This window comes from Hwanghaeella grinnelliae (assembly GCF_004005845.1).
In the GTDB taxonomy this organism is placed as follows: domain Bacteria; phylum Pseudomonadota; class Alphaproteobacteria; order UBA8366; family Aestuariispiraceae; genus Hwanghaeella; species Hwanghaeella grinnelliae.
Genome location: NZ_SADE01000002.1, coordinates 845066 through 871202 on the forward strand (window position 1 = coordinate 845066; position 26137 = coordinate 871202).

Genomic DNA, 26137 nt, shown 5'->3' on the forward strand with positions numbered 1-26137 from the left:
CGACGGCGAGAATCAGTATTCCAACATTGTCCCGGAAAGCGCGGCACGGCCGCGCCGGCGCAATAGATCGGCTTCATCGGAATTTGCGACCAGCTCCAGCAACCGGACCACCACGGCGAGATTCGCGAAAGCCGGTTGGTGCTGGCTTTTTTCCAAGTGCGATAATTCCTCTACCAAGGAAACGCTGTAGTCGTTTAACAGTTTCCGGATGTCGTCCAACTCGTTCTGACATGCAGCCCGGATTCCCAACTGGTCCGAAATTCGGTATAGCGCCGACAGGGCTGCGGCGCGGTCTTCTGCCGCCTCGAAGGCTTCTTCATTGGGCCATTCGACCAGTTTTTCCATTTTTCCGGCGCGCTTCTTCACCAAGGCGCCCACGATCACCTTCTCAGCCTTGGCCATGATGCGTGCCTGCATGGTTTCCGCCACGGTGTTCCGACCCGCATACATGCGCTGTCCCCATTCACCATCGCGACGGATGCCGATATCGGTTGTGATACCTTTGAACGCGGCGGCGAAACGGGCGGCCTTGCGAACGATTTCTTCCTCGCTCGCTTCAAAATCGCGTGCAACCTCAACGGCGGCCTTCGCATCTTTTTCCAAGGCATCGATCACGATTTCCCCGGCGATGCTCAAGTCGGTCCGGCGGATCATCGCATCGTCACCCTTGCGCGAAAGGGATCGGAAAACGCGCAGGATAGGGAAGGGCTGCATCAGTCGCCCGATAACGATCAGAAGAAGATAAATCTCCATGCCCGGCCGCTCGGACCCAATATCTGTGTAATGTTGCAGGATCGTGGAAACGCTCTTACCTGTCAGAACAGCTATCGGCTTGTCCGGCAGCTGTTTTTTCAAGGCTTCGACATGATCGGCGATCGACAAAATCGCACGCATTTCCTTTATGTCCTCGACCACGGTCGTGCCGCCCATCCGTTTGGCCAATGCCTCATGGGCGTCGGCGTCGCCTTCGGTCGGGTCAAGGGCTTCGCCGAGTGCTGCGGCGGCCTGTGCCCAGATCGCGCTGGCGGTTTCCGCGACGGCGGCTTCGTCGCCGGCCTTTTGTGCGGCGACGAAACGGTCCGCTAGCGGCGGGAAGCTGTCCGCCATGAGTTCTTCGCTGATCAATCGCCAGAACGGAAAGATGTTCTTGCGATGGATGAAGCCGGTTCGCTTGAAGCCCACATCCTCGTTCGTGAATATGTCTTCAAAGGGGACGCAGAGGATTCTTTGCGGGGTGTAGACTCGCGGGGCACGGACGGCGGCTAGATAAGGCCGCATCAGGGATATGATCGCTTGATGCGGCAGACCGAACCGGTTCTCGTTCCGATCCAATTCGATCCTCGCGCCAAGTTTCTTCAACTGCTCGTCGGGCAGGTTCTCGAACAGCGACATCAATTGTTTTTTGGCTTGATCCGCGTCTGTCATGCGGGCTCAACCTTGAAGCGGCCGACCTTTTCCCTGATGTCCTGATCGGTGGCCATCATCTCCGTTGCCGTGACAATGTCTTTCCAGCGGTCCTGGTTTTCGCGGATGGAATTCCAGAAATCTTGATTCCGGTCGGCGGATTTACGCGGCAGAATGGGCAAGTACAGGGCGAAAAGCCCGACCAACTCCCGCTGGTCGACACGCTCCAGCCGGCTTGTGGCGTCCCATTTTTCGATCAGTCTCTGCCAACCGTCGAGAATATTGGACACTGTTTCGACCTCATTCGTCAGCGCCGCCCAGGTGGTGTCCCAGTTCTTGATGCTGTCGAGAATCGCAGCCTGATATTCGGCGGCACGGGCGACCCGCTCCTTGGCCGTCGAAGCGGTTTTCCGGGCGGCGACTGCAATGCGCTGCGCCATTTCCGCGGGGCCTACTGGTTCCGGGATCAGCCAATCCATCAACTCGGCAGCGAATCGCTCCATATCGGCCATGGTCGTGGTATAGGGACCCGGTAGTTCCAGTGCTGGGGATCCCAGGGGCAGGATGACGTGCGCCCATTGCCGGATGCGTGACAGGATCGCGTCGATGGGGCTCTCAAGTGTTGCGGCATGCGGTTCCAGTGCTGCGGCGGCGCGCGCCCTCAAATCTTCTAGATTCAATTTCTCGAAATCGACACGTTCCGCACCCAGCGCGGTGAGCAAGTCGTTTACCAGCAAACCTTCCAAGGCAATGGTGGCGCGTTTGTCGGCTTCTCTTCGTTCACGGGCCCGGCGCAGCAGGCGCGACCCGCCCAGGGCCGTCATCCCGACGGCAAGGCTTGCCTGTTCGACGGTGGCGGGCGTGATTGCCGACAGTTCGGAAAGCTCTTCCATCAGGGCGCGGTCGAAAACGGTCATGGAAAGCGTTGCGCCGATTTTGCCCTGGGGAATGACGCAGGTCTTCAGCCCGCCGGCGAGCCCCGGCACAAGAAATTCTATCGCGCCGTCGGCGCCATGCCGCATGCGTGTGAAGAAAAGCAACCGCGTGGTGAACGGCACGGCGACACCGCGTTGCGAAAAATCCGACGGCAAGAGCGTACTGCCTTGACCGCGTCCGGTACCGGTCATCTTGAAATATACCCCAAAACCCGCCTCGACGCCGTGCGAAAGGCGGTGAAACAATCCCCACGGTAAATACAGCCATTATATTGGTGATTCGTCGAGACTTTCTGACAAGGGAACTCTAATGCAAGGAGTCGTCCTCAATCAGCCGGACTGCGCCGAACTAGCCATTTCTAGGGGCAAAGCATAGAGTTTCCAAGGGGATGGTTAAAGCGGTTCGGGTGCATCGCGGCACTGTCGGTCGGAAGGATGATAGGCTTGGCTGAAGTTTCGTTGGACGAGGTAGTGCTGCGCAGCGCCGAGCCGAGTGAATCCGCGGCCCTGAAGGCGATGGGGGAGGCGCTTCTTGCCGAGACCCCCTTCTTTCATCGCTTGCCTGCAGAACGCGCCGCGTCCGTGGGGGAAATGGAACATGTGATACACTCGGTTCTGGCTGCCCCCGGATGTGCCTTGATCAATGCCTGGCACGGGGATCGCCCGGTCGGGGAATGTCTGCTTGTGGGCGGACAGCTCAACCGAATCCGGCATACTGCCACGGTTGGGATCGGCGTATTGCAGGCCTATCAGGGAATTGGGATCGGCCAGGCTTTGATGCGTGATGCAGTGGCGCGGGCCCGGTCGGCAGGTATTGTCCGCCTTGAATTGACCGTCATGGTGCCCAATGTGCGAGCAATCGAATTCTATGAACGCTTTGGGTTCGAAGTTGAGGGGCGGAAACGCGCCTCGGTGATGATTGACGGAGAACCGGTGGATGAGTTGTTGATGGCGACGATTCTGGCCCCATAGTTGCTTATAAGAAATACTACGATGCCGCCGGGTACGGCCGATCGCGCGATCATGGCGATTCACCCCGGTGCGAAGATGCGGTAAGGTGGCTCGATGTTCGGCAAAATCGTCAAATCCGTTTTCCTCAACAAGGAAGCGCGCGACGCGATGGATAAGCGTGACGAGGTTCTGCGACGGAAGGCTGAGGCCGAATTGCCGCCGGAACCGGAAAGCTTGGCCGACGCGGCCTTGAACGCGGGACGCGAAGCAGAACTGGACGACATGTTGCGGGGCAACGCGAATGCGACCGATCTGGACCGGGAGACGATCCGGGAAGCGATTGAGTCAGCCCATCGTGAGCTGATCGAAAGCGGCGACCTTCCCGGCAAGACGAACGACGCGCCCCAGCTTTCGGCAATACCCCAGCGTTCCGCTCCGCCGGCTAAGGAGCATGACGATCTTGTCCGGTCTGCGATGCTGATCTACCGGCAGAAGCAAAAAGTTCTGGATGATTTGGACCCGGCGTCTAAAAAGAAGCTCCAGATGATGGCCAAAACGGTCTTTGGCAGCCAAATCAAGAAATGACGCAGCAAGAAGTTAATGTAACCGCGCTTGCCGATGGCGTGGCGGCGGGTGACCGCCGCAGTTTGGCGCGCGCCATAACGCTGGTCGAATCGACCCGGGCCGACCACCGCGCGGCGGCTGAGGCATTGCTCGAACGGTTGATGCCGTCGACCGGAAATGCCATCCGTGTCGGGATCTCGGGCGTGCCGGGGGTCGGGAAATCCACGTTCATCGAAAATTTTGGCAAGCAGGTGACCGAAAAAGGTCACAAGCTGGCCGTATTGGCGGTCGATCCTTCTTCGAAGCGCAGCGGCGGTTCCATCCTGGGCGATAAAACGCGGATGGAGGAGCTTTCGCGCAACCGGTCTGCATTTATCAGGCCGTCCCCTGCCGGCGTGACCTTGGGGGGCGTCGCGCGCCGGACCCGCGAAGCCATGCTGGTCTGCGAGGCTGCCGGTTTCGACGTAATCCTGGTGGAAACCGTCGGTGTCGGTCAGTCGGAGACAGCGGTCGCGGAAATGACGGATATGTTCCTGCTGTTGCTGTTGCCGGGCGGTGGGGATGAACTGCAGGGATTGAAGAAGGGCATTGTCGAATTGGCCGACATGATTTTGGTGAATAAGGCGGATGGCGCCCTGATCGAAACCGCCAAACGGTCGGTTGCTGAATATACCAGCGCATTGCGTATGCTACGTCCCGCGTCGCCCAATTGGACCGTCCCGGTACTCCCATGCTCCGCCCATACGGGCGACGGCATTGGCGAAGCCTGGCAGAAGATCGAAGCATTCCGTGACGCGCTGGGGAACAGTGGGGAAATTGCAAGGCGCCGATCGGCCCAGGCACTCGACTGGTTATGGACGGAGGTAGGCGAAGGCCTGATCGCAGCTTTGAAGGCGCATCCCGACATCGTCGCCGACTTGCCGGAGGTGGAGCGGAAAGTGGCGGACGGCGTCTTGCCGCCAACCATCGCCGCGCGGCGGTTGATCAGCCTGTTCGCGCGGGCTTAGAAGATTTCGGAACCGATAGTCGATTCTTGAACCTCTCCGTCGCGGTGACCAGTGCCCGCATGGTGCCGTCTTCCGCTGCGGAATGACCGGCATCAGGCACGATGATCAATTCCGCTTCGGGCCAGGCTTTCGACAATTCCCAGGCGGAGGACGGCGGACAGACCACATCATACCGGCCCTGCACGATGATGCCGGGCAAACCGCGCAGGCGCGACGCTTCTTCAAGCAACTGACCTTCCCGAAGGAACAAATTGTTGACGAAGTAATGTGCCTCCAGGCGCGACAAGGCTAGGGAGGTTTCCGGGCTGCTCATTGCCTCAATCGTAGAGGGGCTTGGTATCAGTGTTGAGCAACTGGCTTCGTACCGGCTCCAGGCCGCGGCCGCGGGCATATGCACGGCAGGGTCGGGGTCGCATAACCGCCGATAATAAGCATTTAACGGATCGACCCGCTCGGCGGTGGTCAAATGGGCCATGAAATCATCCCAGGCCGCCGGGAAGAACTGGCGCATTCCGTTCATGAACCAGTCGACTTCCTGTTTTCGGCACAGGAAAATACCGCGCAGGATCAAGCCCGAGCAGGAAGCCGGATGTGCTTCCGCATAGGCCAACGCCAAGCTCGATCCCCAGGATCCGCCGAAGAGCAGCCATTGATCGACCTCCAGGAAAATGCGCAGCGCTTCCAGATCGCCGATCAGGCTTTGCGTATCGTTATCCTGGATTTCCGCATAGGGTTTGGATCTGCCGGCGCCCCGTTGGTCTACCAGGACGATCCGATAGAATGCTGGGTCGAAAAACCGTCGATGCCCGGGTGAAAAGCCCGCGCCGGGTCCGCCGTGAAGAAACAGCACCGGGACACCATCCGGATTTCCGCATTCCTCCCAGTAGATGCTGTGCGGCTGGGTGACCTGTAGATGGCCCGACTCGTGTGGCTCGATGACGGGATAAAGTTCAGTGCGGGGCATGGGGTGTTCCGGAACCGTGAGAATGCCTGCGGAATATAGCGGGTAGTCCGGCAGCCTATCCACTTATAATCTTGAATTTCCGAATCAATTTCGGGGAAACGGTGGATAGAGTGACGAAACCCATGACCGATCGATTGAGCTGTCGCATTTGCCGCCGAAAGAACAGCCGGCATAGCGTTCGGATGTGTGTTGGAGGAGAGGGCCCGGTTCGTGTGGCCGCCATTGCAATAGTCGCGGTTTTCGCCACCCTGGCCGGCGCTGCTGCCGAAGATACCAGGACGGTACCAGATCTGATAGTCGATACTTCTGAGGCCGAAATGATGCCTGATGGGACGCTGGCCGTCCCGAAAGGCGAGGAAATCGTTCTGGCCGGCTTGGATGTCGCTTTGGGATTGGCACCGGCTTCGAAAGCCTATCTGCGGGAATTGAGAGCGCTGCAGCGCGAGCATGGGCCTTGGCGCCTGGTTGGCGCACAGCGCGACCGACATGGGCGACTTGCCGGACGTGTTGAGACGAAGGCCGGCGACTGGGTACAGGAAAGGATGCTGCGCCTGGGGCTTGCTCGGTTCGCGGGCGGCGTACCCGATAAGGACCAAAGGACGGCGTTGCTGATGGCGGAGCAGGCCGCCCGGGCCGAAAGGCGGGGCATTTGGCGCAATCCGCGTTATTTTGTACGTCCCGCCGGCGATCCGGACAGCATCTACAACGGTTTTCAGATCGTCGAGGGACACGTGCGTGATATTGGGCGGAGCGATGGAACGGTGTTTCTCAACTTCGGCGAGGATTGGCGTGTCGATTTCACCGCCGGTGTGACAGCTCGCCTCCAGCCCGACGCTCTGCCAAAGACGGCAGAGGGCGTGTCGTTATCGATCTACGACTTGGATGGTCGCATGGTCCGGCTGCGCGGTGTGGTCCGCCGGTACAACGGCCCCTTCATGGAAATCGTCTCTGCCGATCAGATTGAGTTGTTGCCGAATGCCGAGGCCGACCCGGTCACATTTCGATCAGCAAATCCTTCGGATCTTCCACACGATCCAGGATCGACGCTTTGAGCTTGCCCAAAGCGCGGCTTTCCAACTGGCGGACCCGCTCCTTACTGACGCCTAGACGCCGGCCGAGCTGTTCCAAGGTCGCGCCGTCTTCAACCATGCGCCTTTCCTTGATGATCACCTGCTCGCGGTCGCTGAGTTCCTCGATGGCTTCAGCCAGCCAGGTCGACCGCGTCTTGGCGTCATGTGCGCCGGTAACGCTGACTTCCGGGTCGGGGCGGGTATCGGCCAGGAAGTCCTGCCAATTGTCGTCGGACCCATCGGCGATGGTCGCGTTCAGCGACTTGTCCGAGGCCGACATGCGAAGCTCCATCGATTCCACGTCGCTGATGCCTACATTGAGTTCCTGGGAGACAAATTCGCGGCCTTCCTGAGTCATCCGGCCGCTTGGAGCGTCGCTGATCCGCGCGCGCAGGCGGCGTAAGTTAAAGAACAGGGATTTTTGGGCAGCGGTGGTGCCGGTGCGCACGATCGACCAGTTGCGCAGAACATAGTCCTGCATCGCCGAGCGGATCCACCAGGAAGCATAGGTGGAGAACCGGACATCGCGTTCCGGCTCGAACCGTGCTGCGGCCTGCATCAGACCGACATTGCCTTCCTGCACCAGATCGCCCATCGGCAGTCCGTAGTTCCTGAACTTGGATGCGGTACTGACAACCAAGCGCGCATAGGCGCGAACCAGTTTATGAAGCGCCTCTTCGTCCTGGTCGTACCGCCATCGCCGCGCCAGGTCCTGCTCTTCCTCGCGGCCGAGAAGCGGCACGTTCATAGATTTGCGGATATAAGACATATTCGCGCGTTGAGTTTGTGGATCGTCGATATGGGCCATGTCACTCACTCCCTCATCCTAAAGACTTCCGATCAAACGAACCCGCCTGACTATATATACCTACTCTTACGGTTGGTTATTGCGATTGGACCATCTAGCCATCTCACTTATCTGAGAGGACGGGCGCGGAAAGACGACTCTGCGAAGGGCGAAAAGAGAGAGAATTCAAGAATTATTTAATGAAAACAAATTCATACAATGTCGGATCAAAGGATCGTTCGTTGATTGAGGACCCTTTGGAAAGGAAGAGTTGACTGCGGTAGCTGACTATTTTTCCTGGTCCGCGGCGAAGGTCAGACCGTTACAACGTCTTCCAACGCACCCTCGCGCGTCAGGCAGGCCGCTATCAGTGTACCGCCGCGGCCCGCGCCACCGTCGAGGGAGACCGTATAGTCGGTTTCAATCAAGCCGCGGTGATCAGGGTCGTATCCACGGACGATTTTCCGAAACCCCCGATAGGGCTCATTGATCGCTTCAAAGCTCCGGGGGGCCCACCAAAGCGCATCCGCCTGCCCCTGAAGCGGTTTGGTATTGTCCAAACCCGCCGCGACGAACAGCACGGTTTCCTCTTCCGTAAAGGCGGCGCGTTTCAGCTTCGTGATCAGAATTTCCTGGCCGGCATGGGACTTCAACCGCCGACGGATGTCGGTCGTCCAATAAGTCAGTCCCAAAGTGCCTTCCTTGGCGGCCTTATAGCCTTCCGCGGCATCGGTTCCATAGGCCAACAGCGTCGCTTCCAGGCCTCGGTGAAGCATCCAGTCCAACAGATCCTGCGGACGCGCGGCAAACTGAATCTGCAGCAGTTTCTGGAACATCTCCTCCTGCGCACCGCGCAGCATGACGAAGTCGTCCTCGTGCACGTAAGGCGGCTGTGCCATGAACCAGCACCTGAAACGCAGAATTTCCGTCAGTACTTCCGTCACGTCATTGCCGAAACCCATATAATTTCCGAGATAGACCATGCAGTCGCCGGGTTTCAGCCGTGTGGCGATGGCGTCGTGCAACTTTTCCAGCTTGTAGATTTCGCCATGGATGGCCCCAACGGCCCAGATGCGCCCATTCTTTCCGGGCGCAGGTTTTCGAAGAACCGGATAGAACTGGTCGACATTGCCGCGGGAACGGACCTGGGTGGTCGTACTGTGTGAAGGCGCGGCCATGCGCTGTCCCATTCCCCTGTCCCATAGCCGTGCCCCGATGCCTCGCCGACGGCTGAGGCCGATCTTCGCGGCCGGAGATTATTGTGTTTCAAGAAGGTCGAAGGCTATCGGCTTTGGCGACGGCTGGGAAGCCCCCCGCAACTGTTGGGGAGCACAACGCCACCCGCAGGATCGAGAGCGGGAATAGAGTAGGGGCAAGGCCGGCAAAAGCAACGGGGCCCGCAAATGCGCGGACCCCGCAAAACTTTCAACAGACATGGCTACGACATTCCGGCTGGGCCGGGTGCCGCTGGCGCTTACGCGGCGGCTTTCTGCAACATGTCTTCCAGCTTCTCGGCGGCTTCTTCCTCACCGATCGCTTCGACGGCGGCGAATTCACGCGCCAAGCGGTCCAGCGCTGCTTGGTAAAGCTGGCGTTCACTGTAGGACTGGTCCGGCTGATTGGCATTTCGGAACAGGTCACGGACAACTTCAGCGATCGCAATCGGGTCGCCGGAGTTGATCTTCGCTTCATATTCCTGGGCGCGGCGTGACCACATGGTCCGACGCACGCGGCTTTTGCCCTTCAGGGTTTTCAGGGCGGATTTCATTTGGTCAGGGGAAGACAGTTTCCGCAGCCCGGAATCGTCCGCCTTCGCGACGGGAACGCGCAGGATCATTCGGTCCTTGTCGAACTCGATGACAATGAGCTCAAGGGCCATGCCCGCAATTTCCTGCTGCTCGATGCCTTTGACCATACCGACGCCATGCGTGGGGTAAACGACATGGTCGCCAGCTTGATACTTCGTGCCTTTCGACATTCTTGCCTCAATCCTTGTTTCAAAACCTACAGACCGGAACCGCGCCGATACGGCCGATCCGAAACCAACAGACAAAGGGCATGCCGCCCGCATGGATCACTCCGGAACGATCCGTTCGGTCATTCGGGCACGGTATCGGCCGCTTCCCGTATTTGACCGGCCCCGAAATGCGCCTAGGTAAAAGACAAATCGGGGTCAGAGACAAAAAGGACCATTACCGCCGCGCCTGTTCAGAAACGACGCCTCGGGCCAGTCCTTCTTCATCGATCGGTTGATCCGCCCGATCTCCATCCCTATTTCGGTCGTGCCGCCGCCTGATCACAAAAACCGTCAAGGCGACCCTTGCACAAAGGTGATGGCGACGCTCTCCAAGCCAATTACAAAACAGAACAGGCCGAAGAAAAACGCCCCAGGCGGGTTAGGCCAGGGATCTTTCCGCCAACTTTGTAGGGTATACATAGCACAAAAAAGGGGCTTTTCCCAGCCCCTTCATTCCGCAATGCATTTGTATCATGGACTTACCGCAATGCGGTATCGCGATCCGGGGCCGGGGACGGACCGATTTGGTCCGTCCGGGGCCGTGGGCGGTCAGTTGCCCTTGCCCGGTGCCTCCGAGAAAAACTGCTCGAACTTGTTCTCAACCTTTGCGAACTCATCCGCGTCGTCCGGCGCATCGCCCTTAACGGTAATGTTCGGCCACTTTTCCGAATAGTCGCGGTTCAGCTCCAGCCATTTCTCGGCTTCGCCTTCCGTATCGGGCAAAATAGCTTCCGCCGGGCATTCGGGTTCGCACACGCCGCAGTCGATGCATTCATCCGGGTGGATCACCAGCATGTTCTCGCCTTCGTAGAAGCAATCGACAGGGCAGACTTCCACGCAATCCTGATACTTGCACTTGATGCAGGCCTCGGTGACCACATAGGTCATGCTTTTCTCCTTACGCTACTCCATCACGACCGCGGGATTCTTTAAGCGCCGCCGCAGGGAACCGTCCAAATTCGGCGACAGGTATATCGCATTCAACTTGCTGGGCAATACCATTTCGCGATACGCCGTTGCGGCAACCCGCGAAGTTAGATCAAACGACGGTGACTGGAAGACCGATCATGGAAGACCCGCGCCGCGTCTCGCCCGCCTTTGCCCGGAACGCCGAGCCGATCTTGACGGTGTTGGATCGTGTCCTGCCGCCTGTTGGAACGGTGCTGGAAATTGCCAGCGGTCCAGGCGAACACGCAGTCTTCTTCAGCCGAAATCTTGCTTCGGGGCGCTATGATTGGCGTTGGCAGCCCACGGATATCGACCTGGATAACCTGACAAGCATCGACGCCCATGCAAGGGCGCTTGAAGGAAGGGAAGAGGTCCTGCTGCCTGCGAAGCACCTGGACGCGAGCGCCGCCGTTTGGCCGGTCGAGCGGGCAGACGCCGTGGTCTGCATCAACATGATCCACATCGCCCCATGGGCGGCTTGCGCGGGATTGTTGCGGGGGGCTGGGCGGGTCTTGCCCAAGGACGGTGTGCTCTACCTCTATGGCCCCTTCAAGCGAGGGGGCGCCCATACCGCGCCGACCAATGAGGCATTCGACGCTTCGCTTCGCGCACGCGACGCGTCATGGGGGATACGCGACTTGGACGACGTTGCGGCGCTCGCCGCTGAGCACGGATTTGGTCTGGATGACACCGTCGAGATGCCCGCCAACAACCTGTCGGTGGTGTTCCGAAAGGAATAGCGGTTTTTCCTGAAATTCCCGAGTGCCGGCAGGCGCAGGCGCCAAAAACCCTAGTGCCGGAAGTGGCGCATACCCGTGAACACCATGGCGATGCCGGCGTCGTCGGCCGCCTTGATAACCTCTTCGTCCCGCATTGAACCGCCGGGCTGAATTGCCGCGGTGGCACCGGCTTCGATCGCGGACAGCAAACCATCAGCGAAGGGGAAGAACGCGTCGCTGGCCACCACCGAATTCTGCGTGCCCTGCTGCGTTTCTGACTTGCTCGCAGCGATGCGCGAAGAGTCGACTCGGCTCATCTGCCCGGCGCCGATGCCGACCGTCGCATTGTCGCGGACATAGACGATGGCGTTGCTCTTCACATGTTTGCAAACGTTCCAGGCGAACATCATGTCGCGCCATTCCGCTTCCGTGGGCTGACGCTTGGTGACGACCTTGCAGTCTTCGCGCGTGACATGACCGTGATCGGCGGTCTGGGCAAGGAACCCGCCGGAAATGGTCCGCAGGACGTTTTGTTTGGACGACGCCTTCGGCATCTCTCCGGTAACGAGGACACGCAGGTTTTTCTTCTCAGACAGGATCGTCATGGCCTCTTCGGTCGCTGCCGGGGCGATGATCACCTCAAGGAAAAGCTCGGTCATTTTCTTGGCCAGATCTGCGTCGATCGGGCGGTTGACCGCGACGACACCGCCGAAGGCCGACACCGGGTCGCATGCAAGCGCCTTGTCCCAGGCCTGGGCCAGGGTATCGCCTGTGGCCACGCCACAGGGATTGGCGTGTTTCACGATGACGATAACTGGCTCTTCGAACTCGGCAGCCGCCATCAAGGCGCCATCGCCGTCATTGTAATTGTTGTAGCTGAGGTCCTTGCCCTGCAGTTGTTTCGCCGTCGCGATGCCCGGTTCATGCGGCGTGCGCCGATAGACGGCAGCCTTCTGATGCGGGTTCTCGCCATAGCGCAGTTCCTGCTGGCGGCGGCCTGAAACGGTCAATCGTTTCGGCCATAGCGTGCCCTGCTGGCGCGCAAGCCAATCGGAAATCGTGGCGTCATAGGAAGACGTGCGGGCATAGGCCTCACGGGCCAACCAGGCGCGGAGCTCGGGGCTGACAGCGCCGTTCTGTTCGTCCATGTCGCGAATAACGGATTCGTACTCGCCCGGGTCGGTCACCACGGAAACATAGGCATGGTTCTTCGCCGCGGCGCGAATCATGGCCGGGCCGCCGATATCGATGTTTTCGATACAGGTGTCGTAGTCCGCGCCGGACGCGATGGTTTCCGCGAACGGGTATAGATTGACCACCACCATGTCGATCGGGTCGATGCTATGGCCTTCCATCGCGGTACGGTGCTTGGGGTCGTCCCGATTTGCCAGAATACCGCCGTGGATCATCGGATGCAGGGTCTTCACGCGGCCGTCCAGGATTTCCGGGAATCCGGTATGGGCGGAGACCTCGGTCACAGCCAATCCCGCTTCCTTCAGTGCTTTCGCCGTTCCGCCCGTGGACAGCAAACGAACCTTGTGCCGGGCCAGCGCCGTCGCGAATTCGATCAACCCGGTCTTGTCCGACACGGAAATCAGCGCGCGCGCAATGGGTTTTTCGGCCATCAATTTCTCCTACTCTCTGCCGTCATGGCGTATGCAGGGTTGATACTGTTTCCCGCCGTCAGGTCAATGCCGCGATGGGGCAAACAGCCGATTCGGCCCCGATTAACGTCTAGATTTTATTTATTGGGCGGCGAGGCGGTCGGCGTTTTCGTGTGCGTCGCTGCCATCCGCTGACAGCAGGGATACAACCCCGGTATCGGGTTTGTATTCGGGAACGAGCCGGCACAGCAACCGCAAAGCCTCAACGCGGTCGCGCTGGGCTGCGTGATCGCGCAACATCTCAAGGTCGTCGGTCAGCGACGCCAAATCACTGACGCGCGGGGCGGCAAGGGTCATACCGGTCGTATCGCCTTCGACCACTTCCTCCTGATCATGCAGAAGCTCTTCGAACAGCTTTTCACCGGGTCGCAACTTGGTGAATTCCACGGCGACGTCTTTTCCGGGCTCCAACCCGGCGAGTTGTATCATGCGGTTGGCGAGATCGAGGATTTTGACCGGTTCTCCCATATCCAGGACGAATATCTTGCCCCGGGTCTGGTGCGCGTCTCGCAACGCGGTGGTCGCAGCCTGAAGAACCAATTCAACGGCTTCACGGACCGTCATGAAATACCGCTTCATGTCCGGATGTGTGACGGTCAGCGGGCCGCCGCGTTGCAATTGCTTTTGAAACAGCGGCACGACGGAACCGGTCGATCCCAAGACATTCCCGAATCGGACGGCAACAAATCGCGTGTCGCCGGTTTCTCCCTGGCGGCCGCTGGCGTCCATCGCTTGGATGTAAGCTTCCGCCAAACGCTTTGTCGCCCCCATGACATTGGTCGGATTGACCGCTTTGTCGGTGGAGATCTGAACCATGCACCGAACGCCGGCGGCGCGGCAGGCATCGGCGACGATGCGGCTGCCCATCACATTGGTCAAAATACCCTCTAACGGGTTCGCCTCCACCATCGGCACATGTTTCAAGGCGGCCGCGTGGAACACGATTTCCGGCTTCTCCCGCTCGAACGCGGTGCGAACCCGGCCGGGGTCCCGGACATTGCCCAGGATGGTGGCCCGGTCGACATCGGGGAACTCGATGCTCAATTCCTGATCGATCTCATAAAGGTGGAATTCGGAATTATCGAGCAGGGTGAGGCGCGATGGGCCCAAGGCAGCGATCTGCCGCGTCAGTTCCGAGCCGATCGTGCCACCCGCGCCGGTGACCAGCACCCGTTTGCCGCGGACCATGGCATCGATGGCGGGCCGGTCGAGCGCATTCTGAGGACGACCCAAGAGGTCTTCCACATCGATAGGCTTAATTCGGATTGCGCCATCGCTGCCTTCGGCCCGCAACTCGCTCAATTTCGGCAAACGGGCCACGGTCATCCCGTAGGCTGAGGCAAGATCCTGCAATTCCCGAACGGCCGGGCCGGCGATCTTGTCCGTCGTGATGACAAGCCGTTGGGGTTTCGGGTTGAACGCCCTATCGGCAAGCATCTTGCGCAGAACATCGACATTGCCCTGCACGATGATGCCGTGGATGGCGCGCCCGACGCGGGACCCTTTCTGGTCGAAAATAGCGAGTACCCTGTACGCGGCATGCCGGTTACGCTTCATATCGCGGAGGAACAGTTCCGCCGCATCGCCGGCGCCGATCAGAATGACGGGTATCGCATTGCCGCTCGCCGCAAGGGCCATGCGGTCGAGGCGCCTGTCCTTCAGGATACGGTAAACGAAGCGCGGGCCGCCCAGCATCGCGATGAGCAGAAACCACTGAATGATGGGGACACTACGCGGGAAATGCTCAAGCCGGGCCACCAGGAAGAGGATTGGCAGCAAGATCAGGATCGCAATGGTGACAGATCGGGTGATCGCGACCATGTCGTGGACCGACGCATAAGCCCATACGCCTTGATACATCTTGCTGAAACGGAACACGACAGCGGAAACGACGACGAATATTACCGTCGCTTCCAACAGAAAATTGCTCGCATAGAATTCGAATTGCTGGCCGGTGCGCAGCCAAAGCGCCAAGGGCACGGAGACCCCCGACATGACAAGGTCATGGAAAAAGGCAAAGCGCGCGCGCTGATGGTGGGGCAGCAATTTCATGGTCTGTTCATACTGACCCCTGCGTTACGCGGCAAGCGGCGACAAAGCGCCGATGAGGTGCCCGATCATGTCCTGTACTCCGCCAGATACCAAGCAGCGACTTCCGCGAACCCTTCCCGTGCGGTTTGCGGCGGTGACCAGCCGGGCGGCCAACCAGTGAAGGTCAGGTCGCCGGTCAGCCGGTCGATCGCACTTTTCCGGCCCAAGACCGCGCCGAGGGTCTTCAGCATCCAGACAGGGACCGGCAACAGCATGGGGTTCGTTCCCATCGCCTTGCCGATACCCCGGACCAAAGCGGGTGTGGAAATCGGTTCTGGGTCCGTGGGGCAGTAGACGCCCGGCGGGCAGTCAAGCGCGTGGATCAACGCGTCGCTAAGATTACGCAGCGAAATCAGACTGCGCCGGTTCCGGACCATGCCGAACGGTAAGGGCAGTCCCTTGTTGACGGCGTTCATCAGGGCCAAGAAATTCGCTTTCACGCCCGGGCCGTAAACCAGCGGCGGGCGAAGCACAACGGTGTTCAGGGCCGGCGCTAGGGCGCGGAGCGCCTCTTCTGCCGCCAGTTTGCTCCGGCCATATGGGTCAGTCGGCACAGGCCGCATGGATGGGTGCAGGTCCAGACCCTGTTCCCCCATCGCCTTGACGGAACTGACATAAACGAACCGTCGGATACCAGCTTGCATCGCTTGTTCCGCCAAGGACAGCGTCGCGCCTCGGTTGACCTGGTCGTATGCCGCGTCTGTGTCGGCGGCCTCTTCCCGCATGACATGGGCGCGACCGGCGAGGTGGATGATGCCGTCCGTATCGCTGTGCAAGAAGGGTCGCCAATCGGTCTCCGGGCCCAAGGGGCCGGTCTCAGCCCGGCCCACCGCGTCGACGGCGAATCCTTGTCGGCGCAACAATGGGGTGAGGTAGGTTCCGACGAACCCGGTTGCCCCGGTCAGGAGGATGCGGCGGGCCATTTCACCATCCAAAGCAACAACAGCGCGGTCGTGAGAATCGCGCCGGCCAGACACGGCAGGGGGTAGACGGGCGCAAAAAAGGCGAACGCGACCAAAATCAGATTAGCGGCCAGAATTGCAGTGCTTACCTGTGCGTGGCTGAAGCCGCGTTGTACCGCGCGCTGATAGAAATGTTCCTTATGGGCCCGCCAAACCGCTTCGCCGCGCAAGGCTCGCCGAGCCAGGGTCAGACCCGCATCAGCCAAGTAATAGAGCGGCAGGATAAGAGCTGGCGCCCAACTCCCCCGCGCCGCCAGACCCAGAAGCAGGGCGCCGAGCAGGAAGCCGAGCGGAATGCTGCCGACATCGCCGAGGAATATCCGTGCGGGATGCCAGTTCCACAGGGCGAAACCCGCCGTCGCGGCCAAGATGACCAGCGCAAAGGGCCCATCATCGCTGGAAAAGCCGGTGTCCAGGCGCAAATAGGCGATCAAGCAAAGGCCGAATGCGATCGCGCCGGATTCGACGGCCGAAATACCGTCGATGCCATCCATGAAATTGAAGAAGTTCAGGAAGCCTAGCCATAGCAGGGCCGAAACGAAAAGGTCGATCCAGGGCGGCAGCAACCCTTGAAAAACCAAGCCCTGTCCGGTGAGCCATATCAACCCGATACAGACCGCGACCGCATGTATGCCGAGGCGCAAACCCGCCGAAAGAGATTGGACATCGTCGCGCCAGGACACCAGGACCAGAATCGCGGCTGCCCCGACCAGGAAGACTATGCCGGCAACCGGTGCAAAGATCTGAATCGCGATCCAGGCAGCGAGGATTACCGTGGAAACCGCCAATCCGCCGCCTCTCGGTGTCGGTGTGTTGTGGCTCGACCGGGCAACGGGGTGGTCCAGGATGGCTTTTTTCGTCAAATAGCCGATCAAAATCCGCACGCCCACACAACTGGCGGCGAAGGCGGCAAGGCCAAACAAAGCGTCGGGAAGAAAGGCGGTCGACATGGCCCGCTTATAGCCCGCGTCGCGGGGGTGGACCAGAACCGAAACTGCTGCGGAAGGGAAGGTCAGGCGACTTTCTGAACGAAATCCGGTTCGATTGAGACGGTGAGATCCCTTCCCAACAGGTTGAGAAGGACCACAACACGTTCCTTATCCGACTGGCATTTGAAAATCCCGGTCCGATCACTGAAGGCGCCATGGGTAATTTCGACCGCTTCGCCTGGTTCAAAGGATAGAAAATCAGGCAAGGGCACGATGCCGTCTTCACGCTCGCGTTGGCGGATCTCGTCTATAACGGCGTCGTCGACATGCGCCGGACGGTCACCAAAGGAGATTAACCGGCTAATCCCGTAGGTGCTGTTGACTGCGCGCCACGGTGCGTTTTCCAGGTCCAACTGGATGAAGATATAGCGTGGGAACAAGGGAACCGTGACGGTGGACGCGCCGCGCGCACCGCGCTTGCGCAATCGGGCACGTGGCAGATACGCGCGGAAACCCTGGCGTTCGAGATTTCCTTCCGCCAGCCGTTCTGCCCCCGCTTTGGTGTGTGCCACATACCAGCGTTTCATGGACGCCTCTCCGAATCCGAAATCGCGTCGGACCCTGCTTGTCTTTCCTCTTTATCGCTGATTCGCAGCAGAGGAACATGCAGAATGGGGATGGCGGGATGCTCGCGACGCAATGTTTCGTAACAGATCTGCGGATCTCGCAGTGTGGTAACCATCAGGGCATCCACAGGCCCCAGCTTGTCCACGGATGCGAAGACAGGGTTCCCGGCGAAGCGTTCGATCTTGACCGTCGAGTCAACGATCCCGGCCAACTCGACCTTCGAGTCGAGGGCCGACAAGGCGACGATTTCAGCGAGGTCGCTTACGCCGGCCAACCCAATCCGGTTTACGCCGGCATGTTCGCATTCCTGCAGCAAAACGGCGCATTCCACCTTGGCGCGGCGGAAGAAATGAAACGATGTCGTAAGATATTCTGACGTCAGGCGCGATTTCTCGGCAAACCCCTGCGGCGTCAAATAATAGGCATAGCGGTTGGACGGAACCTGCTGAACTTTGATTAGCCCTTTGCGGACACAGCGTTTCAGATACGCATTCGCAAGGCCGAGAGCGATACCCAGATCGCCCGCGACACTCCGCTGGGTCAGCTTGCTGTTCTCTTCCACAGCGTTGAGGATGCCGAGAGTGATTTCTCCCTCGTTATCATCCATCGCAGTACTGCGGGTCACTTGGTCGCCCATGATGTCGGATTTTTCGCTTTTTGGCCGGTCCAGGGTTTCCACCCTGTCTGGGGTTGCGTTCAGGCCGTGAACATAATGCGTTCACACGATGAACGTCAAGAGTCCCATGCCCTCTGCCATGATACCTCCGCCCGCCGCCGCAGACCGAGTGTCAGGGGTTTTGCCGACGTATTTGACAGGAACGATTGGCAAGGATAGTGCACCGGCTTGCTTTGGCTCACCCGACTCGGCGCATTCTCGTCAATCATGGGCTGGTAGAGGTTCCCGGTACGAGAATCCGGGCAAACGATCTTGGCGTCCGGTTCCCGCGGACGAAACGAAGTGAGATAACGAATGGATCGCTGGACGAACCCGACTATTGCCGTGATCGGCTTGGGCTATGTGGGTCTTCCCTTGGCAGTTGCCCTGTCGCGCGATTTCGATGTGCTGGGCTTCGATATCGATACGGCCCGGATCCAGGAATTGAACGGGGGGCACGACAGGACCAATGAACTGACGCCGGACGCGCTGACATCGTCCTCCGCTCAGCTGACGGGTGATCTAGGTGCGCTTCAGGGCCGCGACATCTTTATCGTCACAGTGCCGACGCCTGTTTCTGAGAAGAACGAGCCTGATTTGACCGCGGTCAAGAAGGCGGCGGAAACCGTTGGCAAGGCGATCGGCAAAGGCGGAATCGCGGTGTTCGAAAGCACGGTCTATCCCGGCGTGACGGAAGATATCTGCGGACCGGCGATCGAAGCGGCCTCAGGCCTCAAGGCCGGTACCGACTTTTTTCTCGGTTATTCGCCTGAACGTATCAATCCGGGCGACAAGGTCCATACGGTAGATAAAATCACCAAGGTGGTTGCCGGACAGACGCCGGAAGTGGCTGCTGTCCTGGCGCGTGTCTATGGCGCGATGAACGGCGACCGGATCCATATCGCCCCGGACATCAAGACGGCCGAAGCGTCGAAGGTGATCGAGAACGCTCAGCGCGATATCAACATCGCCTTCGTCAACGAAATTGCCTTGATCTTCGAACGCATGGGGCTGTCGGTATACGACGTCCTGGATGCGGCGCGGACCAAATGGAACTTCCTGGACTTTAAACCCGGCCTCGTTGGCGGGCATTGTATCGGCGTCGATCCCTACTACCTGTCCCACGCGGCGCAGCAGATGGGTTATGACCCGGACGTAATTCTGTCTGGGCGGCGGATCAACGACGCGATGGGGTCCGTTCTTGCGGAAAGAATTCACAAAAGCCTGGGAATAGAGGGGGCAAAAATCCTCGTCCTTGGAATTACCTTCAAGGAAAACGTTCCCGATATCCGGAATTCGAAAGTAATCGACGTTATTCGGGGGCTTGAAGCGTTCGGCCATTCTGTCAGCGTCTATGACCCCTTGGCGGACATAGCGGAAACCAAACATGAATACGGCGTGGACCTGATCGGCGAACCGTCAGGGCCGTATCATGCTGTTCTGGGGGCTGTGCCGCACGCCGCATTCAACGACATGCCGATTGCCGAGCTTCTGGAGCCCGATGGCCTTGTCGCCGATATCAAGGGGATATGGCGTGGTGTGGACCTCGGTGCCGGCTTGCGGCGTTGGAGCCTTTAGTAGGCCTTGTATCCCGCTTGGACCTTTATCCCGCCTGGGCCTTTATCCCAAAAGAGCCTATTTCTGGGTTTCCCGTCTGATCGCCCATTTTACAATGCGTTCGCCTTCGCTTGTCTCGCCTGTCAGCACGAGTTGCTGCGAACGGCGGGCATCGCCGCGGCGGCCCATGTAAATACTGTCCTCAAGCCGGATCGCAGCGCCACCCGACCGGAAACGCCACCCGGCCCCGCTCGGCAGTTTGAGTAGCGCGGCCTCGTGATTGGCCAAAAGCGATGCCTGGACCGATGGGTGCAGATGGAATCGTATTTCAAAGCGGCGCGGTGCTACCGGCTGGTTCGGGTCGATCGGTATCAAGCGGTCTTCCCCGCGCAGGTCGGTTCCGTCCTGGTTCAGGAAAATGCGACGGAAATGCTTGAATCCTAAAGGCGCCGAGAAGCCGCTGTGCTGCATTTCAAGCAGGCAACACCCCTCCGCGTCTTTGCGTAAAGCGGTCACATGGGCACGCCTTGCGCCAAATCCGGTCTCGGTCAGGGCACTGGAATTGGTCAGCGCCAGGGAAAGCGTGGAATGCGCAGGGGTTGATCGCTGGGCTTCACGCCAGGCCTCGTCGTCATGAACGGTGGCGCCGCAATTGACGATCATCCGTTCCTTGCCGGTGCTGAACTCGAAAGACAGCGCGCCGGCATGGGCGTGGCTGTCCCAACCCGGGTTCGGCGGGTCGCCGGAATCGACGATGATTAAGCTGCGGCCGGCTTCAAGCCGTTCGAACCCGGCATACGGGGCGGAGTTGAAGGCGCGGCCGGCGCTTTCAGCCAATTGCAGCACGCGATCCGTTACAGAAGGGTCGCCCTCGACACTGCCGTTGAACAGGGCAAGGCCGCCATCCCCGTGGCGCAGAAAACGGACCATCGGGGCCATGCGGTCGATCGCACTCTGCAAACCGTCGGGAACGACTAACTGCGCCTGGCTCAGGCAGTTCCTGACCTCGGCGACCTGATGCAGAACATCCACCAGGACGGAGGGGTTGCGTTCCACATGACCGCCATCGGGCAGGATCTGACGGTTCAATTCGCCCGTGAGCGTCCGCAAGAGCGTATCGAGGCGTTTACGTTGCTTCGGCAGGCAGATCGCCGCTTGCACGGCACCGGTCAGGGCGCGGATACGGTCCGCGCCGTCACATTCATGCGCGGCGACCCGGGCCAAATGCACAGCCTGGCGGGCCAGGCTTTTACGGACCCGGCGCTGGACCATTTCGTCGGCCGAATCGAAAAAGAAGTCGTAATAGGCCAGCCAGGAGGCGACGCGTGTGCCCAGGACCGGCGCCTGCCAAATGACCGGCGTCCAGTCGTGGTTATGGTCGATCCAATCCATGATCAGGCCGATGCCCTTGCGGCGGGCCGCCTGGTCGCCGACAGCCGCCAGATCGCCAAGCCAATTAAAGCCGTGAAGCGCCGCATGCCATGAGGCACGAACACCAGTGTCAGACCAGATGTCGGTATTCCGGCGAACGGTCTGTCCCGCCAATGGGAAAACGCCGCTCAGGATGGTCGACCCGATCTTGGCGTCGCCCCGCCAGGGATTTTTGCTCAGAAACAGTAAGGGGCCGGGGTCGCTGTCGCCCAAGGTTTTGCTGTAACCGGGCAGGGTGCTGCCCATGCGCGCCATGCGAAACAGCATTCCAGACCAGATCTTGTCGGGCGAAGAGGGCGGGGAAGCGCTCTCGGCCCGTCTTTGGCCCTGTACCGGCATTACTTCCGCCCGGTCAGTCATCTCCGCGCAGCTTTCGGATATTGTCCGAATAGGCGGCGGGGCCGCCCTTGAATGTCGCCGTTCCGGCGACGAGAACGTCCGCCCCCGCATCGATCGCGCGGCGCGCTGTTTCAGGATTGATGCCGCCATCCACTTCCAGGCGGATGTCGAGACCTTCCTTGTCGATGCGTTTCCGGACCGCTTCGATCTTCGGTAACTGGCTTTCGATGAAACTTTGCCCGCCGAAGCCCGGATTGACCGTCATGATCAGAATCAGGTCGACCATGTCATAGAGATAGTCGAGCATTTTCGCCGGCGTGCCCGGATTCAGCGAGATGCCGGCTTTTTTGCCGAGCCGTCGGATTTCCTGCAGAGTCCGATGCACGTGCGGGCCGGCTTCCGGATGGACCGTGATGATATCCGCACCGGCATCCGCAAAGGCTTCCAGGAAGGGGTCGACGGGCGAAATCATCAGATGCACGTCGAAGATCTTCTTGGTATGGGGCCGTAATGCCTTCACGACCGGCGGGCCGATGGTCACGTTGGGCACGAAATGCCCATCCATCACATCAACATGGATGTAGTCGGCCCCGGCGTCGTCGATGGCGCGAATTTCATCCCCCAATTTGGCAAAATCGGCGGATAGGATACTGGGCGCAATGAGGACCGGGCGCGGCGATGCAGTGGGCATGGTATGGGTGTCTGTCAGCATGGCTGTTAGGTAGTCCTTTGCCCTAGGCGGCGCAAGCAGACGTTCGGACGCGCAAAAAAATAGATTTTTCAACCTTTTGAAACGACGGAAAATCAACGATTTCTCGCCGTTTTCCGCCGATTGACGAATCGGCTGGCCCTGTCCGTCGCACCGGGATTGCGCGCAGTCGTTACTGCGATAGTCTCCTACCGGGGGTCGGAGGCAAACAACCGGGCGCATCCGGGATGGGTGCCACATGGTGCCGCATGACGGCACATAGTGCCGGGCCAGCAAGGAAAGTACTTTATGTTCGACGCCATCAAATCGGCCTGGGCTTTGTTCCTGGGCTTGGCCTTCATCATGCTGGGCAATGGGTTGCAGGGATCGCTGGTGGCGGTTCGCGCGCAGTTCGAGGTTTTCAATACCTCTGTTATCGGGTTCGTGATGGCCGGCTACTTCGTCGGCTTTTTCCTTGGGTCCATTATCGTGCCCCGTTTGGTTGGGCGGGTCGGACATGTCCGTGTTTTCGGGGCCTTGGCGTCACTCGCCTCATTCGGTGTGCTGGTTTATCCGATATTCGTCGATCCAATTGCCTGGTTCCTGATCCGCGTCCTGACCGGGGTTTGCTATGCGGGACTCTACATCATCTGCGAAAGTTGGCTGAATGATCGCGCGACCAACGAGACGCGTGGCCAGCTTCTGTCGGTCTATATGATTATCTCGCTGCTGGGCATGGGCGGCGGCCAATATTTGCTGAACCTGTATAGCCCGGCAGACTTCCAACTCTTCACCATCGTTTCCGTGTTGATTTCGTTGTCAGTCGTTCCGGTTTTGGTCTCGGCGGCAAGGGTGCCGGAATTCGAGGCGCCGGAAACAATGGGCCCCCTCCGCCTTTACAAGGCATCGCCGCTAGGCGTTGTTTCGATGTTTCTGGTCGGGACCAGCGCAGGGGTGGTCATGGGTATGGGGCCGTCCTTCGCCTATCAACAAGGCCTGACGATCGCCGAAGTTTCAGTTTTCATGAGCGCCATTTTCGTTGGGGGCTTCATCTTTACTTGGCCGATCGGAAAGTTGTCCGACATCATGGATCGCCGCACGGTGATCATGATCGCGGCGGTGGCTGCGGTCGCAGCCGGGGCGTTTGGCGCGTCCTTGGGTAATGACAACAAGTTGCTCGTCTTTATCGCGGTCGGGCTGGCGGGCGGCGTGACCTTTCCGATCTATTCGCTCTCGATCGCCTATACGAACGACTATCTCAGCCCCAAGCAAATGGTGGCCGCGAGCAGTGCGCTGGTCATGACGAACGGGTTGGGTGCGATGCTTGGCCCGAATATCGGGGCAGGGGCGATGGAACTCTTCGGGCCTTCAGGATTCTACATCACCATCGCGGGGATCCATGTTGCCATGGCGGCTTTCGCCTTGTGGCGGATGACGCGACGGGCTGCCCTGCCCGCCGAAGAACAAGGCACTTTCGTTGCCGTGCCACGCACATCGGCGATGGCGGCCACGATGAGCCCCGAATACGACCACCCGGAAGACGATCTGGTCGAGGAAGAGCAGGATCTGGAACCGATGGACGATTTACCGGAACCGCCTGAAAGCGCCGAAGAAACCAGTCCGACAGAACACGAGGGTGGCATTAAGGACGGCAAGCAATAGCGCTTGCCGTCCCGGCCGTTTGTCGCGTTACACCTTGAAGGCTGACCCTAGGAGGGCGAGTGCCGTTCCTTACGGAACGCCTGTCCGACCGTTGCAACCGCCCGATCGGCGGCTTTGCCGACAGAGCAGAAACCGGCGAACAGGACTTCGCGGATCGCTTTGGAGTGGAGACTTTTCCCACGCTGCACATAGAATTCTATCTCGTCGATCGACGGATCGGGCGTGGTGGCGGTGTCGGGAATAATTTGCTCGGATAGGGGATATTTGGTGAACTCTGACATTGGAAGACCTCCTTCTCATTCGAAGTCGCGTTAGCGTGTCTTCCTCCCAAAAGCGGCATTTTTACCAATAATTTTGCACCGCACAAAAAATAATAAGCTTATTTCGCTGCCGGGGGCCAGCACTTTTTTGCACCGCAACATAATTTTTCGCAGGGTGAGGTATTCAGTGATGTCCGATGAAATAGATCCCGCAGAATTTGAAGCCGTCCTGCTTGCTAGACGGCACGAATTGTCGGCCTTGCGTGAACAGAGCGAGGGTGCGCGGGCTGTGGTAACGCTGGACCAGCAGTCGGTCGGGCGATTGAGTCGGATGGATGCGCTTCAAGGGCAAGCAATGGCCCAGGAACAGGATAGGCGGCGCGAATCCGAACTCGCCCGTGTTGACGCCGCGCTGCACCGAATCGAAACAGGTGATTTCGGCTACTGTATTTCCTGCGACGAACCGATCGCGGAAAAGCGACTTCGGCTTGACCCGGCGGTGCCGACCTGTGTGGATTGTGCTGGCGGCGCCGGTTAAAGCACAGTCAAAAATGCAATTCGGCGTGTTGGCCGCCTTCCTGTTCATTTCTACCGGTACCGCTTCCCATGATTCGTTATTTCGGGTTCATTCGGACCAATGCGCGCCTGCTCGGCTTCGGGATGCTGCTGTGTTTGGCATCCAGTTTCGGGCAGACCTTCTTTATCTCGCTCTTTTCTGGGGAAATCCGGGCGGAATTCGGGTTGAGCGACGGGGAGTTCGGCGCGGTCTATTCCATGGGAACGCTTGCCAGCGCCTTTCTTCTGCTGTGGACGGGACAATTGATCGACCGGGTGGACCTGCGTGTCTACATCGTGGCGGTCTTCGCGGGCCTGGGGCTCGCGGCCGTTTTGATGAGCGTGGCGCAGTCGGTCGTCCTTCTTGTCTTCATCGTTTTCCTGCTGCGCCAATGCGGCCAGGGTCTTCCCGGGCACACGGCCATGACGGCAATGGGACGTTATTTCGATCAAGGCAGGGGCAAGGCGCTCAGCATTGCGGCGCTTGGCTATCCGGTCGGGGAGGCTTTGTTGCCGCTGGCCGTCGTGGCGGCGGTGGCGGTGACCGGTTGGCGGGAAAGCTGGGGCGGTATCGCGATTGTCCTGGCCCTTGTCATCGTGCCCTTGGCCCTACTGCTTCTCGGTGACCAGAAGGCCCGCCACGGGGCTTATATAGAGCGCATGGAAACGGCAGAGCGCGACGCGGCGGCGGGACGCACCGTGGCCGAGCGGTCCTGGACCCGCGCGGAAGTGATCCGCGACGCGCGCCTCTACCTTGTCCTGCCGGGGTTGCTGGCGCCCTCCTTCATCTTCACGGGCCTCTTCTTTCACCAGATCCTGATCATGGTCGATATTCAGGGCTGGTCGAAAACGGCATTGGCGGCATCATATCCGGTCTATGCGGTGACCACGGTCGTGGCGTCGCTTCTGGCGGGGGTCGCCATTGACCGGTTTGGCGCGGCGCGCCTGCTGCCATGGTTCCTGTGGCCGCAGATGCTGGCCGTCGTGGTGCTGATTTCCGGCGCGGACCCGGTCCTGCTCATCCCGTATATGATGCTGACTGGCGCGGGAACAGGCATCACGCATACGCTGGTCAGTGCCTTCTGGCCCGAGGTTTACGGCAAGCGGCACCTGGGCGCGATCCGGGCCTTGGCCACGGCCTTGATGGTGTTTTCCAGCGCCGCCTCCCCGGTGGCCATGGGCGTGCTTTTCGATTTGGGATTCTCGCTTTCCGCCATCGGCGGAATGTTGATCGGCTATGCTGTGCTGGGCATAGCGCTTTGCACGATCGCGGCGCGTCTTTATCTTAACGACGGGCGGCCGGCCGTGACTGCCGCCTGATGGCCCGACGGCCACAGTTTCTGACCATATT

25 protein-coding genes are annotated in these 26137 nt (G+C 59.7%); 9 read left to right on the top strand and 16 right to left on the bottom strand.

Annotated features, from left to right (window positions below; genetic code table 11):
• Positions 1-12 precede the first annotated feature (12 nt).
• Both EOI86_RS14605 and EOI86_RS14610 read right to left on the bottom strand, forming a co-directional pair.
• A complete protein-coding gene (locus tag EOI86_RS14605; protein WP_127765908.1) occupies positions 13-1425 on the bottom strand; it encodes a hypothetical protein in 1413 nt (470 codons plus the stop codon).
• The gene (locus EOI86_RS14610; RefSeq protein WP_127765909.1) at positions 1422-2531 is read right to left on the bottom strand and encodes a hypothetical protein; all 1110 of its coding nucleotides are present in this window, start codon (positions 2529-2531) and stop codon (positions 1422-1424) included. Before EOI86_RS14610 ends, EOI86_RS14605 begins: the two co-directional genes overlap by 4 nt.
• A gap of 252 nt (positions 2532-2783) precedes the next feature.
• Between EOI86_RS14610 and EOI86_RS14615 the strand changes: the two genes are divergently transcribed.
• The 3 genes from EOI86_RS14615 (at position 2784) to meaB (ending at position 4861) form a co-directional block, all read left to right on the top strand.
• The gene (locus EOI86_RS14615; protein ID WP_161973839.1) at positions 2784-3311 is read left to right on the top strand and encodes a GNAT family N-acetyltransferase; all 528 of its coding nucleotides are present in this window, start codon (positions 2784-2786) and stop codon (positions 3309-3311) included.
• Between the two features lie 93 nt (positions 3312-3404).
• The gene (locus tag EOI86_RS14620; RefSeq protein WP_127765911.1) at positions 3405-3875 is read left to right on the top strand and encodes a hypothetical protein; all 471 of its coding nucleotides are present in this window, start codon (positions 3405-3407) and stop codon (positions 3873-3875) included.
• Positions 3872-4861, top strand: a complete 990-nt coding sequence (meaB, locus tag EOI86_RS14625) for a methylmalonyl Co-A mutase-associated GTPase MeaB (RefSeq protein WP_127765912.1) — start codon at positions 3872-3874, stop codon at positions 4859-4861. Before EOI86_RS14620 ends, meaB begins: the two co-directional genes overlap by 4 nt.
• Here the strand turns inward: meaB and pip are convergent.
• Complete coding sequence (pip, locus tag EOI86_RS14630) at positions 4839-5825, bottom strand: prolyl aminopeptidase (protein ID WP_127765913.1); 987 nt, start codon at positions 5823-5825, stop codon at positions 4839-4841. The genes meaB and pip overlap by 23 nt on opposite strands.
• Before the next feature lie 212 nt (positions 5826-6037).
• Here pip and EOI86_RS14635 point away from each other — a divergent pair, with 212 nt between their 5' ends.
• Positions 6038-6877: a thermonuclease family protein gene (locus EOI86_RS14635; RefSeq protein ID WP_161973840.1), complete on the top strand. Its 840-nt coding sequence runs from the start codon at positions 6038-6040 to the stop codon at positions 6875-6877.
• Here the strand turns inward: EOI86_RS14635 and EOI86_RS14640 are convergent.
• The 4 genes from EOI86_RS14640 to fdxA form a co-directional block, all read right to left on the bottom strand.
• Positions 6819-7703: an RNA polymerase factor sigma-32 gene (locus EOI86_RS14640; protein WP_127766446.1), complete on the bottom strand. Its 885-nt coding sequence runs from the start codon at positions 7701-7703 to the stop codon at positions 6819-6821. The two genes, EOI86_RS14635 and EOI86_RS14640, sit on opposite strands and share 59 nt — an antisense overlap.
• Positions 7704-7996: 293 nt before the next feature.
• A complete protein-coding gene (locus EOI86_RS14645) occupies positions 7997-8860 on the bottom strand; it encodes a hypothetical protein (protein ID WP_127765915.1) in 864 nt (287 codons plus the stop codon).
• A 296-nt stretch (positions 8861-9156) separates the two neighbouring features.
• Entirely contained in the window at positions 9157-9660 is a 504-nt protein-coding gene (locus EOI86_RS14650) for a CarD family transcriptional regulator (protein ID WP_127765916.1), read from the bottom strand.
• Between the two features lie 588 nt (positions 9661-10248).
• Positions 10249-10587, bottom strand: a complete 339-nt coding sequence (gene fdxA / locus EOI86_RS14655; RefSeq protein ID WP_127765917.1) for a ferredoxin FdxA — start codon at positions 10585-10587, stop codon at positions 10249-10251.
• Between the two features lie 179 nt (positions 10588-10766).
• Here fdxA and EOI86_RS14660 point away from each other — a divergent pair, with 179 nt between their 5' ends.
• Positions 10767-11387 (top strand): DUF938 domain-containing protein, encoded by a 621-nt coding sequence (locus tag EOI86_RS14660; RefSeq protein WP_127765918.1) that lies wholly within the window; start codon positions 10767-10769, stop codon positions 11385-11387.
• Between the two features lie 50 nt (positions 11388-11437).
• Here the strand turns inward: EOI86_RS14660 and purH are convergent, their stop codons facing one another.
• The 6 genes from purH to EOI86_RS14690 form a co-directional block, all read right to left on the bottom strand.
• Positions 11438-12991 carry a bifunctional phosphoribosylaminoimidazolecarboxamide formyltransferase/IMP cyclohydrolase gene (gene purH, locus EOI86_RS14665; RefSeq protein ID WP_127765919.1) on the bottom strand — a complete coding sequence of 518 codons (1554 nt, stop codon included), beginning with the start codon at positions 12989-12991 and terminating at the stop codon, positions 11438-11440.
• 120 nt (positions 12992-13111) lie between these two features.
• A complete protein-coding gene (locus EOI86_RS14670) occupies positions 13112-15082 on the bottom strand; it encodes a polysaccharide biosynthesis protein (protein WP_127765920.1) in 1971 nt (656 codons plus the stop codon).
• 65 nt (positions 15083-15147) lie between these two features.
• Entirely contained in the window at positions 15148-16044 is an 897-nt protein-coding gene (locus EOI86_RS14675) for an NAD-dependent epimerase/dehydratase family protein (RefSeq protein WP_127765921.1), read from the bottom strand.
• Entirely contained in the window at positions 16023-17033 is a 1011-nt protein-coding gene (locus EOI86_RS14680; RefSeq protein WP_127765922.1) for an MraY family glycosyltransferase, read from the bottom strand. Before EOI86_RS14680 ends, EOI86_RS14675 begins: the two co-directional genes overlap by 22 nt.
• Positions 17034-17095: 62 nt before the next feature.
• The gene (gene nusG / locus EOI86_RS14685; RefSeq protein ID WP_127765923.1) at positions 17096-17599 is read right to left on the bottom strand and encodes a transcription termination/antitermination protein NusG; all 504 of its coding nucleotides are present in this window, start codon (positions 17597-17599) and stop codon (positions 17096-17098) included.
• Positions 17596-18264: a winged helix-turn-helix transcriptional regulator gene (locus EOI86_RS14690; RefSeq protein WP_161973841.1), complete on the bottom strand. Its 669-nt coding sequence runs from the start codon at positions 18262-18264 to the stop codon at positions 17596-17598. The genes nusG and EOI86_RS14690 overlap by 4 nt, the downstream gene beginning before the upstream one ends.
• 345 nt (positions 18265-18609) lie before the next feature.
• Between EOI86_RS14690 and EOI86_RS14695 the strand changes: the two genes are divergently transcribed.
• Positions 18610-19872 (top strand): nucleotide sugar dehydrogenase, encoded by a 1263-nt coding sequence (locus tag EOI86_RS14695; RefSeq protein ID WP_127765925.1) that lies wholly within the window; start codon positions 18610-18612, stop codon positions 19870-19872.
• Positions 19873-19929: 57 nt separating this feature from the next.
• Here the strand turns inward: EOI86_RS14695 and EOI86_RS14700 are convergent, their stop codons facing one another.
• On the bottom strand, positions 19930-21549 hold the full coding sequence (locus EOI86_RS14700; protein ID WP_205032205.1) for a heparinase II/III family protein: 1620 nt from the start codon (positions 21547-21549) through the stop codon (positions 19930-19932).
• An 85-nt stretch (positions 21550-21634) separates the two neighbouring features.
• Positions 21635-22333: a ribulose-phosphate 3-epimerase gene (gene rpe, locus EOI86_RS14705; protein ID WP_240035680.1), complete on the bottom strand. Its 699-nt coding sequence runs from the start codon at positions 22331-22333 to the stop codon at positions 21635-21637.
• 285 nt (positions 22334-22618) lie between these two features.
• On the opposite strand from rpe, the gene EOI86_RS14710 reads away from it, so the two are divergent.
• Positions 22619-23971: an MFS transporter gene (locus EOI86_RS14710; RefSeq protein ID WP_127765927.1), complete on the top strand. Its 1353-nt coding sequence runs from the start codon at positions 22619-22621 to the stop codon at positions 23969-23971.
• Between the two features lie 47 nt (positions 23972-24018).
• Here EOI86_RS14710 and EOI86_RS14715 read toward each other — a convergent pair whose 3' ends face one another.
• Positions 24019-24252: a hypothetical protein gene (locus EOI86_RS14715; RefSeq protein ID WP_127765928.1), complete on the bottom strand. Its 234-nt coding sequence runs from the start codon at positions 24250-24252 to the stop codon at positions 24019-24021.
• Positions 24253-24421: 169 nt separating this feature from the next.
• On the opposite strand from EOI86_RS14715, the gene EOI86_RS14720 reads away from it, so the two are divergent.
• Complete coding sequence (locus tag EOI86_RS14720; RefSeq protein WP_127765929.1) at positions 24422-24769, top strand: TraR/DksA family transcriptional regulator; 348 nt, start codon at positions 24422-24424, stop codon at positions 24767-24769.
• A gap of 68 nt (positions 24770-24837) precedes the next feature.
• Positions 24838-26106, top strand: coding sequence for an MFS transporter (locus EOI86_RS14725; RefSeq protein WP_127765930.1), 1269 nt, complete (start codon positions 24838-24840; stop codon positions 26104-26106).
• The last annotated feature ends 31 nt before the right edge of the window (positions 26107-26137 follow it).